At 76.3% G+C, this 15,497-nt stretch carries 11 protein-coding genes and 1 pseudogene; 8 read left to right on the plus strand and 4 right to left on the minus strand.

Features of this window, described 5'->3' with window-relative positions; genetic code table 11:
• Positions 1 to 9 precede the first annotated feature (9 nt).
• The 4 genes from ABGA99_RS25280 to ABGA99_RS25295 form a co-directional block, all read right to left on the minus strand.
• Positions 10 to 1,950, minus strand: coding sequence for a penicillin-binding transpeptidase domain-containing protein (locus ABGA99_RS25280; protein ID WP_347583486.1), 1,941 nt, complete (start codon positions 1,948 to 1,950; stop codon positions 10 to 12).
• Between the two features lie 93 nt (positions 1,951 to 2,043).
• Positions 2,044 to 2,964, minus strand: a complete 921-nt coding sequence (locus ABGA99_RS25285; RefSeq protein ID WP_347583487.1) for an aminoglycoside phosphotransferase family protein — start codon at positions 2,962 to 2,964, stop codon at positions 2,044 to 2,046.
• A gap of 42 nt (positions 2,965 to 3,006) precedes the next feature.
• Positions 3,007 to 3,483: a DUF4439 domain-containing protein gene (locus ABGA99_RS25290; protein WP_347583488.1), complete on the minus strand. Its 477-nt coding sequence runs from the start codon at positions 3,481 to 3,483 to the stop codon at positions 3,007 to 3,009.
• A 97-nt stretch (positions 3,484 to 3,580) separates the two neighbouring features.
• Positions 3,581 to 4,135, minus strand: coding sequence for a hypothetical protein (locus tag ABGA99_RS25295; RefSeq protein ID WP_347580248.1), 555 nt, complete (start codon positions 4,133 to 4,135; stop codon positions 3,581 to 3,583).
• Positions 4,136 to 4,238: 103 nt separating this feature from the next.
• Between ABGA99_RS25295 and rimP the strand changes: the two genes are divergently transcribed.
• From rimP to ABGA99_RS25335, 8 genes and pseudogenes are all read left to right on the plus strand, one after another.
• Positions 4,239 to 4,739, plus strand: coding sequence for a ribosome maturation factor RimP (gene rimP / locus ABGA99_RS25300; protein WP_347580247.1), 501 nt, complete (start codon positions 4,239 to 4,241; stop codon positions 4,737 to 4,739).
• 2 nt (positions 4,740 to 4,741) lie between these two features.
• The gene (gene nusA, locus ABGA99_RS25305) at positions 4,742 to 5,728 is read left to right on the plus strand and encodes a transcription termination factor NusA (protein WP_347580246.1); all 987 of its coding nucleotides are present in this window, start codon (positions 4,742 to 4,744) and stop codon (positions 5,726 to 5,728) included.
• Positions 5,729 to 5,964: 236 nt separating this feature from the next.
• Positions 5,965 to 6,231: pseudogene (locus ABGA99_RS25310) on the plus strand (YlxR family protein); the annotation flags it as partial.
• Between the two features lie 183 nt (positions 6,232 to 6,414).
• Positions 6,415 to 9,450 (plus strand): translation initiation factor IF-2, encoded by a 3,036-nt coding sequence (infB, locus tag ABGA99_RS25315; RefSeq protein WP_347583489.1) that lies wholly within the window; start codon positions 6,415 to 6,417, stop codon positions 9,448 to 9,450.
• 99 nt (positions 9,451 to 9,549) lie between these two features.
• Positions 9,550 to 9,846 carry a DUF503 domain-containing protein gene (locus ABGA99_RS25320; protein ID WP_347580244.1) on the plus strand — a complete coding sequence of 99 codons (297 nt, stop codon included), beginning with the start codon at positions 9,550 to 9,552 and terminating at the stop codon, positions 9,844 to 9,846.
• Between the two features lie 24 nt (positions 9,847 to 9,870).
• Positions 9,871 to 10,383 (plus strand): 30S ribosome-binding factor RbfA, encoded by a 513-nt coding sequence (gene rbfA, locus ABGA99_RS25325; protein ID WP_347580243.1) that lies wholly within the window; start codon positions 9,871 to 9,873, stop codon positions 10,381 to 10,383.
• Entirely contained in the window at positions 10,380 to 11,282 is a 903-nt protein-coding gene (truB, locus tag ABGA99_RS25330) for a tRNA pseudouridine(55) synthase TruB (RefSeq protein ID WP_347580242.1), read from the plus strand. Before rbfA ends, truB begins: the two co-directional genes overlap by 4 nt.
• 174 nt (positions 11,283 to 11,456) lie before the next feature.
• Complete coding sequence (locus ABGA99_RS25335) at positions 11,457 to 15,341, plus strand: trypsin-like peptidase domain-containing protein (RefSeq protein ID WP_347583490.1); 3,885 nt, start codon at positions 11,457 to 11,459, stop codon at positions 15,339 to 15,341.
• Positions 15,342 to 15,497: the final 156 nt, after the last annotated feature.

A 15,497-nucleotide genomic window follows, 5' to 3' on the forward strand; every position in this document is an offset into this window, starting at 1 on the left:
GCAGGCCCGCTAGTCCACGGTGGCGGCGCGGAGGAAGTCGGCCGCCACCGGGCCCGCGTCCTTGCCGCCGGAGCCGCCGTCCTCGACGAGCACGCTGAACGCGAGGTCGGCGCCCTCCAGATAGCCGATCATCCAGGCGTGGGTGCGCGGCGGGCTCTTTGTGCCGAACTCGGCGGTGCCCGTCTTGGCGTGCGGCCGGCCCGGGAGCCCGTCGAGCGCCGAGCCCGAGCCGTCGGTGACGACACCGCGCATCAGCGCGCGTACCTGGTCGTAGGTGCGTGCGTCGAGCGTCTCCGGCGCCCGGTACGGCTCGTCCACCGCGTCCGGCACCAGCACCGGCTGCCGGAACCGGCCGTCCTTCACCGTCGCCGCCACCGACGCCATCACCAGCGGGCTCGCCTCCACCCGGCCCTGCCCGATCATCGCCGCCGCCTTGTCGTTGTCGCTCCCGGCCGTCGGCACGCTGCCGTCGAAGGTGGCCGCGCCGACCTGCCAGGTGCCGCCGATGCCGAAGGCGCGGGCCGTACGCGTCAGGGTCCGCTCGTCCAGTTCGTCGCGCAGGCCGACGAAGGCGGTGTTGCAGGACCGCGCGAACGCCTCCGCGAAGGTGGTGCCGGGCGGGAGGCCGAACTCGTCCTGGTTCTCGAAGCGTTGCCCGGCCACATGCGCGGCCGCCGGGCAGCCCACCCGGTCCCCGGCGGCCAGGCCGCCGTCGAGGAGCGCGGCGGCGGTGACCGTCTTGAACGTGGAGCCGGGCGGGAAGCGGCCGGTCAGCGCGTGGCTCTCGCCCGAGTCGGGGCTGTCGGCGACGGCCAGCACCCGGCCCGTACCGGGGTCGATCGCGACGATCGAGGCGCTCTTGCCGAGCCCGCCGACCGCCTCCTCGGCGGCCCGCTGCACACCGGGGTCGATCGTCGTGCGCACCGGCTCGCCCGTGCCCGGCTTCTTGCGGGCCAGGGTGCGCACCGGGGCGCCCGTGGCCCGGTCGGCGATCACGACCTCGGCGCCCGGCGGCGCGTACAGCCGCTTGTCGTAGCGCGCCTGCAGCGCCGAGGAGCCCTTGCCGGTGTCCGGTGAGACGGCGCCGACCAGCGAGCGGGCCAGGTGCGCGACGGGCTGCCTGGAGTCGACGAACTGCAGTCCGGGAACGGCCAGCAGCCGTTCGCGGTGCTGCCGGTAGACCTCGTCCCGCAACGTCACCACCGGCACGGACTCGTCGGGTTCCGCGGCGGCCACGCGCTTCTTCAGCCGCGGGACGTCGAGGTCCGCGCCGAGCGCGGGGTCGGCGAGGGCGGCGTACGCCCGGTCGGGGTCGGACAGCTTCGCGGGCCAGATGGAGACGGCCCACACCGTGGCGTCGCCGGCCAGTTCGGAGCCGTCGGCGGCGAGTATCGGGGCGCGCTCGGCGCGCCGGGTGGTCGTGACGAGGGTCTGGTGGCGCCGCAGCGCCGGGTGCACGAGGCGGGGCTCCCAGCGCACCCGCCAGCCCTCGTCCGCGCCGTCGTCGCCGTCGCCGGCCTTGCCGGTCCCGCCGTTCCCGTCCTCCCCGCCGGCTCCCGGTGGCAGGGCCACCGCGCGGGTCTCGTACTCCCAGGTGCCGAAGCCGGGCAGCCGCAGCCGGACGGAGAACGGCACGGTGTACGTGCCGCCCGCGCCCTTCTCGGCGTCGTCGAGGGAGACGAGCATGTCCTTCGGGTTCAGCCCGCGGTGTACGGAGTCCAGCAGGTCGGCGGCGGCCCGGGGCCGGTCGGTGTGGCTCGCGGCCTCCTCGTGAGCGCCGCGCGCCCAGGCGGCCACGTACGCCCGCACCTCCTCCTGCGCGTCGGCGGCGTCGTCGTCGCCGCCCCTCACGTACGCGATGCTCCCGGCCAGCACTCCGGCCGCGACCACGACGGCCCCGGCGACCAGGGCCCGATGGGACCGTATGCGCGAGGGCGGAGCCAGATCCATGCGGGCATCCTAGGGCGTCGTCCCCGCCGCCCGGAGTCCCCAACAGGCCGTCCGCGGACGGCGGTCGGCGGGCCGCAGGCGGTTCCGGAGCGGTCAGAGCCAGCCCGCGTACTCCAGGTGGAGTTCGCCGCCGTTGAGGTCGCCTCGCGCCAGGGCCGTCACGCCCGTCGCCACGCAGCGGAACAGCGTCCAGTCCCGCAGCCGGTCGCGGTCGACGTCCAGGGAGTCCGCCAGCTTCGTCAGCCGCCGCCGGGTCGCCGCCGCCGCGCCCGGCGCGGCCACGAGGGTGTCGACGCGGTCCCGCGCCGGCCAGGCCAGGTCGTAGGCCCGCTCGCCCACCAGCGGCCGGGGCCCCACCGCGAGCCACGGCATCCGCTGGGCGGCCAGCACGTGGCCCTGGTGGTAGTCGCCGTGCAGCAGCACGTCGGGCCCCGCCGCCGCCCGGTCGCCGAGCAGCTCCTCGCGCCGCTCCAGCGCCGCGTCGACCAGCTCCGCGTACGGCTCGGCCCGCAGCTCGCGCAGCCGCTCCGCGAGCCGCCCGGTGTGCTCGGCCACGGTCGGCAGCCGATGGCCCGCCGGCGGCGCGGTCCACAGCCGCTGCAGTGTCGCCGCCGACTCCAGCTGCGCCCTCGCCTCCGCCAGCGAGCGGAGGCTGACGTCCGCCTGCAGCCGTTCCAGCAGCAGTGCCCCCGAAGCCGCGTCGGCGCGCAGCAGCCGGACGGCGCCGACGCCGTTCCAGTGCTCCAGCGCGTACTGCTCGGCCGCGATGCGCTCCGGCTCGTACGCGACCTTGAGCGCCGCCGGAGTGCCGTCCTCCTGCCGTACGAGGACGAGGATGCTGGTCCGGCCGCCCGGCGCGTGCACCCGCTCCGCGGTCAGCCCCCAGCGCCGCAGCAGGCCGTCCACCAGCCCGGACAGCCCCGCGAGCCAGGTGCGGCCCGGGTCGCCGTGGGCGGAGACGTGGCGCACCAGGCGCTCCGGCGGCTCGGGCCGGTACTGCGGTGCGGTTGCCATGCGGGCGGTGTCCTCCAGCGGGGTCGGGCCGGGGCGGCCCGGTCAGTCCGTGCGGCCGGCGCCTTCCTGCCGGCCCGCGGGTGCGGTGTCGGGCGTGCGTTCGGCCAGCCCAGGGAAGGCTACGCTGCCGCCGCGCCAGCGTGCCGCCCGGACCGCCGCCTCGCGCAGTGCGGCCGCCGCGTCGCGGCGCAGATCGCCCTCAGCGGCGCGGACGAGGTCGGCGTAACTGCCCGCGATCCGGTCCTCCAGCTCGGTCGCCAGCCGTACCGCGGCGGCCTCGTCCGGCACCGCGAACGGCAGCGCGTACGCGGCGGCGGCGGGCTGCGGCCGGTCGCCGAGGTCGCTGACGACGCGGCTGAGGGCGTCGCGGCGGGCGCGGTGCGCGTCGTAGCCGGCGCGCGCCTGGCCGGCCAGGCCGCCGGCGTGGGCGCCGACGACGCCGTAGCCGTAGACGGCGGCGTGCTCGGCGGCCAGCGCGCGCTGGGCCGCGGCGCGGGCCTCGTCGGACGGTTCGCTCACGATGCCTCCTGGGGTACGGGTCGGGGGCGGCCCGCCGGCCGGCCGCCGCGCCGCGTGCGGCTCACGCCGCGGCGCCGGGGGCCGTGCCCCGTCGCACTCACGCCATCGCCCCGAGGAGATAGACGTGGGCCGCGCCCGCCGCGGCGACCGAGGCCAGCAGGCCCGCGAACTCGCCCGGGGCCGTGGCCAGGGCGGCGGTGTGGGCGTCGGCGGTGCGCTTCTCGGCGGCGGCCAACTCGGCGACCGCCCGCGCCGGTTCCTCCGCCACCGGCTCGCCGCCGCGCTTCTTCGAGGGCGGCGGGGGAGCGGCGTCCGCGCGGTCGCCCGGTCCTTCCGCCCCCGGTCCCGGGGACGCGGCGCGGGTGTCCGCGGGCAGGCCGCGGGCCAGCGCGGCCACGTGCTGCGCCACCTCCGCGCGCAGCGGGCCGAGCGCGTCGGCCAGGCCGGGGTGCGCCGTCGTGGTCGCGTCGTAGCGCCGCAGCAGCACGCGCGATTCCTCCGCGGCGCGGCGCCGGAGCCGTTCGGTACGCGCGGGGTCGGCGTCCCCGTCGTCGCCGTCGTCTCCGGAACAGCCTGCGGTGGTGCCTGTCGCCGCCAGCAGGGCGGCACCGGCCAGCACGGTCCTTCTCGCCGGGAGTCCCTTGATCCGCACGAGCCGAGCGTACCGGTGGGCAACGCACAGGTCGTGGAGCGGATACGCTTTGACCGGACACGTGACGTCACACAACAGCACACGCGGCCGAGGAGTCACCCGGATGAGCACCACCCAGAACGAGAGGCTGCGGGATCTGCTGGAGCCGCTCGTCAAGGAACGCGACCTCGATCTGGAGGAGATCGCGCTCACCCCGGCGGGCAGGCGGCGTGTCCTGCGGGTCGTGGTCGACGCCGACGGCGGCGTGGGCCTGGACACCTGCGCGGAGGTGAGCCGGCGCATCGCCGAGGAGCTGGACGCCTCCGACGCCATGGGCGACCGCCCGTACGTCCTGGAAGTCACGTCTCCGGGTACGGACCGCCCGCTGACCCTGCCGCGCCACTACCGTCGTGCCGCGGACCGTTTGGTCAAGGTGCAGCTACGGGAGGGTGGCGAGGTCGTGGGACGGATCACCGCGGTGGACGACGCGGGACTGGACCTGGAGGTGCCGGGGGTGAAGGGTCGTAAGCCCGGCGCCCGGCGGCTGGAGTTCGGCGAGATCGCCGCGGCCCGCGTCGAGATCGAGTTCAACCGCAAGGTGACGAAGGACGAGGAGGGTTCGTAGCAGTGGACATCGACATGAGCGCGCTGCGCGGCTTGGTGCGGGAGAAGGAGATCTCCTTCGACCTGCTGGTCGAGGCCATCGAGTCGGCCCTCCTCATCGCGTACCACCGCACCGAGGGCAGCCGCCAGCAGGCCCGCGTGGAGCTGAACCGGGAGACCGGGCACGTCACGGTGTGGGCCAAGGAGGATCCGGACGACGTGCCGGAGGGCGGGGAGGCCCGCGAGTTCGACGACACCCCGTCGGGTTTCGGCCGGATCGCCGCCACCACCGCGAAGCAGGTCATCCTGCAGCGGCTGCGGGACGCCGAGGAGGAGATCACCTTCGGTGAGTACGCGGGCCGCGAGGGCGACATCGTCACGGGCGTCGTACAGCAGGGCAAGGACCCGAACAACGTGCTGGTCGACATCGGCCGGCTGGAGGCCATCCTGCCGGTGCAGGAGCAGGTGCCGGGCGAGGAGTACAAGCACGGCACCCGGCTGCGTTCGTATGTGGTGCGGGTGACCAAGGGCGTGCGGGGCCCGTCCGTGACCCTGTCGCGCACACATCCGAACCTGGTGAAGAAGCTCTTCGCGCTGGAGGTGCCGGAGATCGCCGACGGCTCGGTGGAGATCGCGGCCATCGCCCGCGAGGCCGGGCACCGCACGAAGATCGCGGTACGGTCCACGCGCTCCGGGCTGAACGCGAAGGGCGCCTGCATCGGGCCGATGGGCGGCCGGGTACGCAACGTGATGGCGGAGCTGGGCGGCGAGAAGATCGACATCGTCGACTGGTCCGACGAGCCGGCCGACCTGGTCGCCAACGCCCTGTCGCCGGCGCGGGTGACCAAGGTCGACGTCGTGGACCTGGCGGCCCGCTCGGCGCGGGTGACGGTGCCGGACTACCAGCTCTCGCTGGCCATCGGCAAGGAGGGCCAGAACGCCCGCCTGGCGGCCAGGCTCACGGGCTGGCGCATCGACATCCGCCCGGACACCGAGCAGCCGGCGGACTGACGCCCCGGCCGGTCGGGCGGTCCGCCGGGCCGCCCGCCGGGGCGTCCGCGGTCCGGGCCGGACGGCCCACCGCCCGCCCCCGGGCCGGCGGCCGGCCCGGGAAAACCGGGTCGCACGGCCGGGCGTAGGTCACGTATCGTCGGGCCCGCCGTGGGCTGTGTGTCGCCCTGGGCGAAAACAGTCGTTCGATCGGTACCCCGAGGCGGTGCCCGTCGGCCGTGGAGGTAGACTTGAGCGTGTCTGGCCGGACGCGCGCCCGGGCCTGCCCCGAGCGCACCTGCGTGGGGTGCCGGGTGCGTGCGACCAAAGGCGATCTGCTGCGTGTGGTGGAGGTCGAGGGCGCGTGCGTCCCTGATCCCCGCGGTACGCTGCCCGGCCGGGGCGCTTATCTGCACCCCGTCAAGGCATGCCTCGACCTGGCGGTCCGCCGCCGGGCGTTCGTCCGGGCCCTGCGGGCCCGGGGTCCGCTCGGCACCGCTGACGTGGACCGTTTCGTGGAGCAGCAGGCCGTGGAGGCAGACATGAGCACGAAGAACACGAGCGCCGCGCGGAACCCCGCACGGCCAGGTACCTCGCGAGTCGGAAGTGGGTCGAGATTGCGATGAGCACTCGATGAGTACGCGATGAGTACGCCCATGCAGAAGTAGCGACGGTCCGGCGGACACCCCCGGACCAGAAGGAGCGAAGTGGCTAAGGTCCGGGTATACGAACTCGCCAAGGAGTTCGGAGTCGAGAGCAAGGTCGTCATGGCCAAGCTCCAAGAACTTGGCGAATTCGTCCGTTCGGCGTCCTCGACCATCGAGGCGCCGGTCGTACGCAAACTGACTGACGCATTCCAGTCCGGCAACGGCTCGGCTGCGGCCAAGCCCGCCGGCAAGCCCGCAGCGCCGAAGAAGGCCGCCGCCAAGCCCGGCGTCCCCGGCGCACCCGCGGCGAAGCCCGCCCCCGTCCGGCCCGAGCAGGCCGCGGAGCACAAGCCCGCGCCGCGCCCCGGCGCCGACGCCGGCAGGCCCGCGCCCAGCCCGGCGCCCCGTCCGGCTCCGGGCCCGACCCCGCCGGCGCAGAAGGCTCCGGCCCCGGCGCCCGAGGCGCCGGAGTTCACCGCACCGCCCGCCGCGGAGCGCGGCGGTGCCCCCAAGCCCGGTGTGAAGCCGGGTCCGCGCCCGCCCGCCCCCGCGCGCGGCGGCGGCGGCGGTCAGGGCGGTGGCCAGCCCGGTGGCGGCGGCCGTCCCGGCGGCGGGCGCTCCGGTGCGCCCGGACCGCGTCCCGGCGGCAGGCCCGCGGGCCCGCGCCCGGGCAACAACCCGTTCACGTCCAGCGGCTCCACCGGCATGGCCCGCCCGCAGGCCCCGCGCCCGCAGGCCCCCCGCCCCGGCGGCGGCCAGGGCGGCGCGCAGGGCGGTGGCCCGCGCCCGCAGGCGCCGGGCGGCTCCCGGCCCAGCCCGGGCGGTATGCCCCGGCCGCAGGGCGGCCAGGGCGGCGGCCCGCGTCCCGGCGGCCCGCGCCCGAACCCCGGCATGATGCCGCAGCGTCCCGCTCCCAGCGGGCGCCCCGGCGCTCCGGCCGGCGGTCGTCCCGGCGGCGGTGGCCGTCCGGGTGGCGGCGGCGGTCCCGGCGGTCGTCCCGGTGGCGGCGGCGGTGGCGGCGGCCGTCCCGGCGGTGGCGGCGGCTTCGGCGGTCGTCCCGGCGGCGGTGGCGGCGGTGGCGGCGGCTTCGGCGGCCGTCCCGGCGGCGGTGGCGGCGGTGGCCGTCCCGGCTTCGCCGGCCGTCCCGGCGGTCCCGGTGGCCGCGGCGGCACGCAGGGCGCCTTCGGGCGTCCGGGCGGGCCCGCGCGCCGCGGTCGCAAGTCGAAGCGGCAGCGCCGCCAGGAGTACGAGCAGATGCAGGCGCCGTCGATCGGCGGCGTGATGCTTCCGCGCGGCAAGGGCGAGACGGTCCGTCTCTCCCGTGGCGCGTCGCTCACCGACTTCGCGGAGAAGATCAACGCCAACCCGGCGTCCCTGGTCCAGGTGATGTTCAACCTGGGCGAGATGGTCACCGCGACGCAGTCCGTCTCCGACGAGACGCTGCACCTCCTGGGCGAGGAGATGAACTACACCGTCCAGGTCGTCAGCCCGGAGGAGGAGGACCGCGAGCTGCTCGACTCGTTCGACATCGAGTTCGGCGAGGACGAGGGCGGCGAGGAAGCGCTCGTGGCGCGGCCCCCGGTGGTCACCGTCATGGGTCACGTCGACCACGGCAAGACGCGCCTGCTGGACGCGATCCGCAAGACCAACGTCCTGGAGGGCGAGGCCGGCGGCATCACCCAGCACATCGGCGCGTACCAGGTGGCGACCGACGTCAACGGCGACGAGCGCCGGATCACCTTCATCGACACCCCGGGTCACGAGGCGTTCACCGCCATGCGTGCCCGCGGTGCGAAGGCGACCGACATCGCGATCCTCGTGGTCGCGGCCAACGACGGCGTGATGCCGCAGACGGTCGAGGCGCTGAACCACGCCAAGGCGGCCGACGTGCCGATCGTCGTCGCGGTCAACAAGATCGACGTCGAGGGCGCGGACCCGTCGAAGGTGCGCGGTCAGCTCACCGAGTACGGGCTGGTGGCAGAGGAGTACGGCGGCGAGACGATGTTCGTCGACATCTCCGCCAAGCAGGGCCTGCACATCGAGGACCTGCTGGAGGCCGTCGTCCTCACCGCGGACGCCAGCCTGGACCTGCGCGCGAACCCGAAGCAGGACGCCGAGGGCATCGCGATCGAGGCCCACCTCGACCGCGGCCGCGGCGCGCTGGCGACCGTGCTGGTCCAGCGCGGCACGCTGCGGGTCGGCGACACGATGGTCGTCGGCGACGCCTACGGCCGCGTGCGCGCCATGCTCGACGACCTGGGCAACCCCCTGGACGAGGTCGGTCCGTCGACCCCCGCCCAGGTGCTCGGTCTGACCAGCGTCCCCGGCGCCGGGGACAACTTCCTGGTGGTCGAGGAGGACCGTACGGCCCGCCAGATCGCCGAGAAGCGCGCCGCGCGCGAGCGCAACGCCGCCTTCGCCAAGCGCACCCGCCGGGTGTCGCTGGAGGACCTGGACAAGGTGCTCAAGGCCGGCGAGGTGCAGCAGCTCAACCTCATCATCAAGGGCGACGCGGCGGGTTCCGTCGAGGCGCTGGAGTCCTCGCTCATGCAGCTGGACGTCGGTGAAGAGGTCGACCTGCGCGTGCTGCACCGCGGCGTCGGTGCGGTCACCGAGACCGACATCGACCTGGCCACGGGCTCGGACGCGATCGTGATCGGCTTCAACGTCCGCGCCGAGGGCCGGGCGACGCAGATGGCCGAGCGCGAGGGCGTCGACGTCCGGTACTACTCGGTGATCTACCAGGTCATCGAGGAGATCGAGGCCGCGCTGAAGGGCATGCTCAAGCCGGAGTACGAGGAGGTGGAGCTCGGCACCGCCGAGATCCGCGAGGTCTTCCGCTCCTCCAAGCTGGGCAACATCGCCGGTGTGCTCATCCGCTCCGGCGAGGTCAAGCGCAACACGAAGGCCCGGGTCATCCGCGACGGCAAGGTGGTCGCGGAGAACCTCAACATCGAGGGCCTGCGCCGCTTCAAGGACGACGTCACCGAGATCCGCGAAGGCTTCGAGGGCGGTATCAACCTCGGAAACTACAACGACATCAAGGTGGACGACGTCATCGCGACGTACGAGATGCGCGAGAAGCCGCGCGCCTGATCAGCAGCACCGCCGGCCGGGGGCGGCCCTTCGCGAAGGGCCGCCCCCGCGCCGCCTTCCATCCCGTATATCCCGTACCGGCGGGTGATCCGGACACACGTGTACGTAGGGACGCTTTCCTGCGACTTCCTCCTCGGCGACGTACGGTCGCTGAAGGAGAAGCGCTCCGTCGTCCGCCCGATCGTCGCGGAGCTGATCCGCAAGTACGCGGTGACCGCCGCGGAGGTAGGGCACCAGGATCTGCACCGCCGGACCGTGATCGGTCTGGCGACGGTCTCCGGGGACGCCGGGCACCTCACCGACGTGCTGGACCGGTGCGAGCGGATGCTCGCCGCCCGGCCGGAGGTGGAGCTGCTGTCCGTACGGCGGCGGATCCACCACGAAGACGACGAGTAGACAAGTGGGCAAGGAGACGGACCAGTGGCCGACAACGCACGGGCGAAGCGCTTGGCGGACCTCATCCGTGAGGTCGTGGCCGAGAAGCTGCAGCGGGGGATCAAGGACCCGCGGCTCGGCTCCCGGGTGACCATCACCGACACGCGCGTCACCGGGGACCTCCGGGAGGCGACCGTCTTCTACACGGTGTACGGCGACGACGAGGAGCGGGAGCAGGCCGCGAAGGGGCTGGAGAGCGCCAAGGGCGTGCTGCGCTCGGCGGTCGGCGCCGCCGCCGGGGTGAAGTTCACGCCCACGCTCGCGTTCATGCCGGACGCACTGCCCGAGAACGCCAAGAACATCGACGACGTCCTGGAGCGCGCCCGGCTCCAGGACGAGCAGGTGCGCAGCGCCGCCGCGGGCGCGGAGTACGCGGCGGGGGCGGACCCGTACAAGAAGGACCGCGACGAGGACGAGGGCGACGACGAGGCGGACCCGGGCGAGCCGGGCTCCGGCGCGGCGCGCGGTGATACGGACGGGGGCCCGGCGGGGGCATGAGGGGGAAGCCGACCGGCCCGGACGGCCTTGTCCTCGTCGACAAGCCGGCCGGGCTGACCTCGCACGACGTCGTCGGCCGGCTGCGCCGGCTGGCCCGTACCCGGCGCGTGGGCCACGCCGGGACGCTGGACCCGATGGCGACGGGCGTGCTCGTCGTCGGCGTGGAGAAGGCGACCCGGCTGCTGGGCCATCTCGCGCTCACCGACAAGGAGTACCGGGCCACGATCCGGCTCGGCCAGACGACGGTGACCGACGACGCCGAGGGCGACGTCACCGCCGCCGCCGACGCCGGTGACCTGCCGCCCGGCGCGGTCGACGCCGGCATCGCCGGGCTGACCGGCGACATCATGCAGGTGCCGTCGGCCGTCAGCGCGATCAAGGTGGACGGCAAGCGGTCGTACAAGCGGGTGCTGGACGGTGAGGCCGTCGAGTTGCCGGCGCGGCCGGTGACCGTCAGCACGTTCGTGCTGCACGACGTGCGGGCGGCGACGGCCGCGGACGGCACCCGGGTGACGGACCTGGACGTCACGGTCGAGTGCTCCTCGGGTACCTACATCCGCGCCCTGGCCCGCGACCTCGGCGCCGGACTGGGCGTCGGCGGCCACCTCACCGCGCTGCGCCGCACCCGTGTCGGCCCGTACGGGCTGGACGGGGCGCGGACGCTGGAGCAACTGGAGGAGCGGCTCGACGTGCTGCCGATCGGCGACGCCGCGGCTGCGGCCTTCCCGCGCTGGGACGTGGACGCCGAGCAGGCGCGGCTGCTGTCGCACGGGGTGCGGGTGGCGGTGCCGGACGGGCTGGCCGAGGGCCCGAACGCGGTGTTCGGTCCCGACGGGCGGTTCCTGGCGCTGGTGGAGCCCGCCGGGGGGCGGGCGAAGGCGCTGGCGGTGTTCGCGTAGTCCGCCGGGCCGCGGGGCCGTCGCGTCGGGGTACGTGACCGCCGCTCCGGCCGCCCGAGGCCGCCGGGATTCCGCCGAACGGGTGCCCCCGGGGGGCGCATCGCGCCATTCGCCGTTTCCCGTGATCAGCCGGTGGCAAGCCATGCCCTGGGGCTCACCCGGGGAGGCTGGTCGTTGCCGCATTCATCGCCGCCGCCGCGCGCGCCCGGCACCGTCGTACGCATCCGCGACCTGGCCGGCCGCCCGCGGGGCACCGGATTCGTCGTGGACGCCGAGGGCACGGTACTCACCAGCCACGAGGCCGTGGACGGGCTCGCCCGGCTGGTGCTGCACGCACCCGGCGCCGCGCACACCTGGCTGATCGAGTCCGCGGACGTCACCTCGCTGCCGGGTGCGGACCTGGCGGTCGTACGGGCCCGGGGGCTGGCCGGCGCCCGGGCCTTCGCGCTCGCCGCCGCGGTGCCCGACGACGCCACGGAGGTGGCGGTCGCACTGCCCGGGGCGCGGGTGCCGGGGCGGGTGGTGGCCGCCGCCACGGCCACGTACACCGCGACCGACCGCTACCACCTGGTCGAGGGGGTGCTGCAACTCGCCCTGGCCCCGCACGAGTCGCTGCACGCGGGCGGCGAGGCGAGCGGCGCCCCGGTGCTGGACGCCGCGAGCGGGGCGGTGGTCGGTGTGGTCGGCACCGCGCTGCACGCGGACCGCAGCGGCGTGGCCCACGCGGTGCCGCTGCGCGGGGCGGCGGACGACGCGGTGGGGACGCTGGGCGCGGCGCTGGACCGGGGCGGGGCGCAGGTGGCGGCGTACGGCCGGGACCTGAACCGGGCGGGGGCGGTGGAGCTGGGAGTCGCGGGGGGCCGGGGCGCTCCGGTTGCCGTGGCTCCGGGGGGACTTGGAGGCTCCGGTGCGCCGGGGTGGGTGGAGCGGCGGGGGGTGCGGGCGGAGTTCGGGCGGTTCTTCGACGGTGGCGCGCACGTGCTCGCGCTCGTCGGCGGGCCCGGGAGCGGGCGGTCCACCGAACTCGCCGGGCTCGCGGCCCGTCGCGCCGCGGACGCCGCGCCGTCGGTGTGGCTGCGTGGCGCGGATCTGAAGGTCGCGGACGCGGGCCTACGGGATGCCCTGGCCCGGGCGTTGCGCGACGCCGCGCGGGTGGTGGCCGCGGCGGCGGGTGCCGCCGGCTGCGCGGGCGACCCGGCGGCGGCTACCCCGGAGGCGGTCGCCGCGCAAGCGCACGTCGCGGGGCGGCCGTTGCTCGTCCTGCTCGACGGTCCGGAGGAGATGCCGCCGGTGCTGGCGGCGGCGCTGGAGGACTGGACGGCGCACACGGCGCGGTGGCTGGGCGAGCACGGCGTACGGCTCGCGCTGGCGTGCCGGCCGGAGTACTGGGAGCGGGCCGGCGCGCTGTTTCCCGCGGAGACGCTGCACGCGGGGCGGTTCCGTCCTGACACGCTGCCGCCGTGCGTCCCGCTGGGGGACTTCACCCCGGCGGAGGCGGCGCAGGCCCGCACTCTTCACGGCATCCCCGCCACCGCCCTCCACCCGTCGGACGCCCGCCACCCGCTGACGCTGCGCCTGCTGGGGGAGGTCCGCGCGGCGCTGCCGCCGGGCGGCGGGGGCACGGGGGCGTACCGGGACGGGACGCGGGAGGCGTGCGGGAGTACGGCGGCGTCCGCGGACCGCGCCTCCGTGCCGGGCGGGGCCGGGCCAGCGGCTCCGCCGCCGGCCGTGGTGGCGTCCTCGGGTGCGGGCGCCGCTCCGGTGTCCGCGGCGCCGTCGCCGGGCCGGGCGGGGCCGTCCGGTGCGGGTCCGGACCTGGGTGAGGGTGTCTGCGTACCGGGCGGGGCCGGGGCGGCGGCGAGTTCGCCGTCCGACGCGGGGGCGGGCCTTGCACCGGTCACGAGTGCGGCTCCCGCTGCCGCGGCGCCGGGCGGCTCCGCAGTCGCGCCGGACGGCGCGGGGGTGCGGCGGTGGGAGGTCTTCGAGTCGTACCTTGCGCTCGTTTCTCTGCGTATCGCCTCTCGGCTCGCTCGCGTCGCCGGCCCCGCCGGTCCGCGGGGGGCCGCCGTGGGGCGGCTGGCCGCGTATGTGGCCGGGCAGGCGCACGAGGCGGCGCGGCGGTGTCTGGGGCCCGGGCAGGGGGAGTTGGAGCGGGCGGCGTTCGAGGAGCTGTTCCCCTGGCGGGTGCCCGATCCTCTCGCCGGGCTCACCGGGTGGGCCTCCGCGGTGCTCGCCGAGGGACTGCTGGTGCCCGCGGGTGCCGGGTACCGGTTCGCGCACGAGGAGTTCGCCGACTGGCTGCAGGGCGCGCACCTCGACGTCGACGCCGCCCTCGCCGTGCTCGTCCACCGGACCTCCGAGCGCTGGCGCCCCGGTGACCTGCCCTCCTCCGCGGACGGCGGCGCCGGGCGGCACGCGCTGCCCGTGCCGCCGCACCGGATCGGGGCGTGCGTCGAGGCGCTGCTGCTGCTGGAGCGGCGGCACGGGCGTACGGAGCTGGGGCACCGGCTGACGGATCTGCTGGCCGCCGCCGACGCCGCGGTCAGCCGCCGCTCGTCGTTCCCGGAGCCCGGGGCCGCGACGCCCCCCGGGGCCGACGGCGGCTGGTGGGCCGCCCATCTGCTCGGCGAGACCCTGCTGCGGGTACCCGACGCCCGCCCGTACCGGCAGGTCCTCCGGCGCCTCGCCGCCTGCCTCGCCGGTCACGCCGCCCGCTTCGGCGGCACCGCCCGGCTCCCCGCCGTGCTCGCCCCCTTCGGCCCGTCGTTCTTCACCCGGCTGCCCCTTCCGCTCGCCGACCGCCTCGACCTGCTGCGTCTCCTCGTGCCCGCCGACACCCGCCGCCCGTCCGCGTACCTGACCGCCGCGGGGGAGCTGCTGCACGCCGAGCCGACCGCCGCGCAGCCGCTCCTCGTCACCTGGTTCGACGACGAACGCGCGCTGCCCGCGGAGGGCGCCACCGTCGCCGACGCCGCCCAGGCGCTCCTGCACACCCACCGGGCCGGCGCCGTGGACGACCTCGCCGACGCCCTCGTCGCCACCGCCCACCCGCGCGCCGGTGAACTCCTCGCCGCGCTCGCCGAGGACGAGCCGTCCGCCCTCTGCCGCGCCGTGGACCGCTGGGCGCGCGACCCCCGCCCGGAGCGGCGGGCGGCCGCCGCGGTGTACGCGCAGCAGACCGCCCGGCACACGCGCGGCGCCGCCGACCGCGCGCTGCTCCGCCACGCCGCGCAGGCCCTGCTCGCGCACGCCGACGACGACACCCTCCACGGCCCCGCCCTCGCCGTGCTCCTCCGCGATCCCGACACCCGCGCCGCGCACCTCGACCGTGCCCTGGCCCTCCTCGCCGCCGACGACCCGCACCTCACCCCCGCCGACTTCGCCCCCGCCCTCGCCACCCACCACGAACCCGTGCTCGACGCCTTCCGCGACCTCCTCCACCGCCCCGGCGGCGCCGCCGCCGACGTGCTGCGCACCCTCGCCCGGGTACGCGCCTTCGCCCCCGCGCCGGCGCGGAGCGCCGCGGACCTCGTCCGCGAGTACGTCGACCGGCACCCCGAAGGCGCCGCGGCCGCCGCCGACTTCGTGGACCGCCGCCTGGAGCACGGGCAGAGCGACCGCGCCGTGCTCTTCCCGCTCGCCGTCGAGCTGCTGACCGCGCACTCGCCGGTGGTACGCCGCGCGCTCGCGCCCGTCGTCGCGGACCCCGGGACCCGCACCTCCTGCGCCCTGCGCCGCGAACTGCTCGCCGTGCTCCTGGACCGCGAGCGCGAACCCGCCGTGCTCGACGCCCTGCTCGCGGCCGTCGGCCGCGCCGACGGCCGGCGTGCGGAGTGCGGCACGCGGGACCTCGTCCAGCGCATCGGGCTGCTGCTGTCCCGTACGCCGGAGGGAGCGGCGGTCTTCGACCGGCGGCTGGTGGCGCTCGCCGCCGAGCTGCCCGCGTTCGCGGCGCACCTGCGCGGCTGGCTGGCCGTGGACCGGGACGCCTGGGCGGCGCTGCTGGGGCCGAGCGCGCAGCTCGCCGTGGGCACGTCGCACCCGCGACGCGCGTCCTGAGCGCGCGGGCGCGCGTCCCGGAGCCGGCGGAGCCGGTACGGACCGGCCGTACCGCCGCGGGAATAGCGGCCGTCCCGTCGGCCCGACCGGCGCCCGGGTCCTGCACCGGACCGCGAGCATGGCAGTCTTGTGTTCCACAGTCCTGTACGGGGCAGG

It is taken from the genome of Streptomyces sp. B5E4, assembly GCF_039871555.1.
Taxonomy (GTDB): Bacteria; Actinomycetota; Actinomycetes; order Streptomycetales; family Streptomycetaceae; genus Streptomyces.

Excerpts from the sequence above, each read along its gene's own strand:
- ABGA99_RS25280 (WP_347583486.1), bottom strand. The coding sequence starts at position 1,950 with ATGGATCTGGCTCCGCCCTCGCGCATACGGTCCCATCGGGCCCTGGTC.
- ABGA99_RS25285 (WP_347583487.1), bottom strand. The coding sequence starts at position 2,964 with ATGGCAACCGCACCGCAGTACCGGCCCGAGCCGCCGGAGCGCCTGGTG.
- rimP (WP_347580247.1), top strand. The coding sequence starts at position 4,239 with ATGAGCACCACCCAGAACGAGAGGCTGCGGGATCTGCTGGAGCCGCTC.
- truB (WP_347580242.1), top strand. The coding sequence starts at position 10,380 with ATGAGGGGGAAGCCGACCGGCCCGGACGGCCTTGTCCTCGTCGACAAG.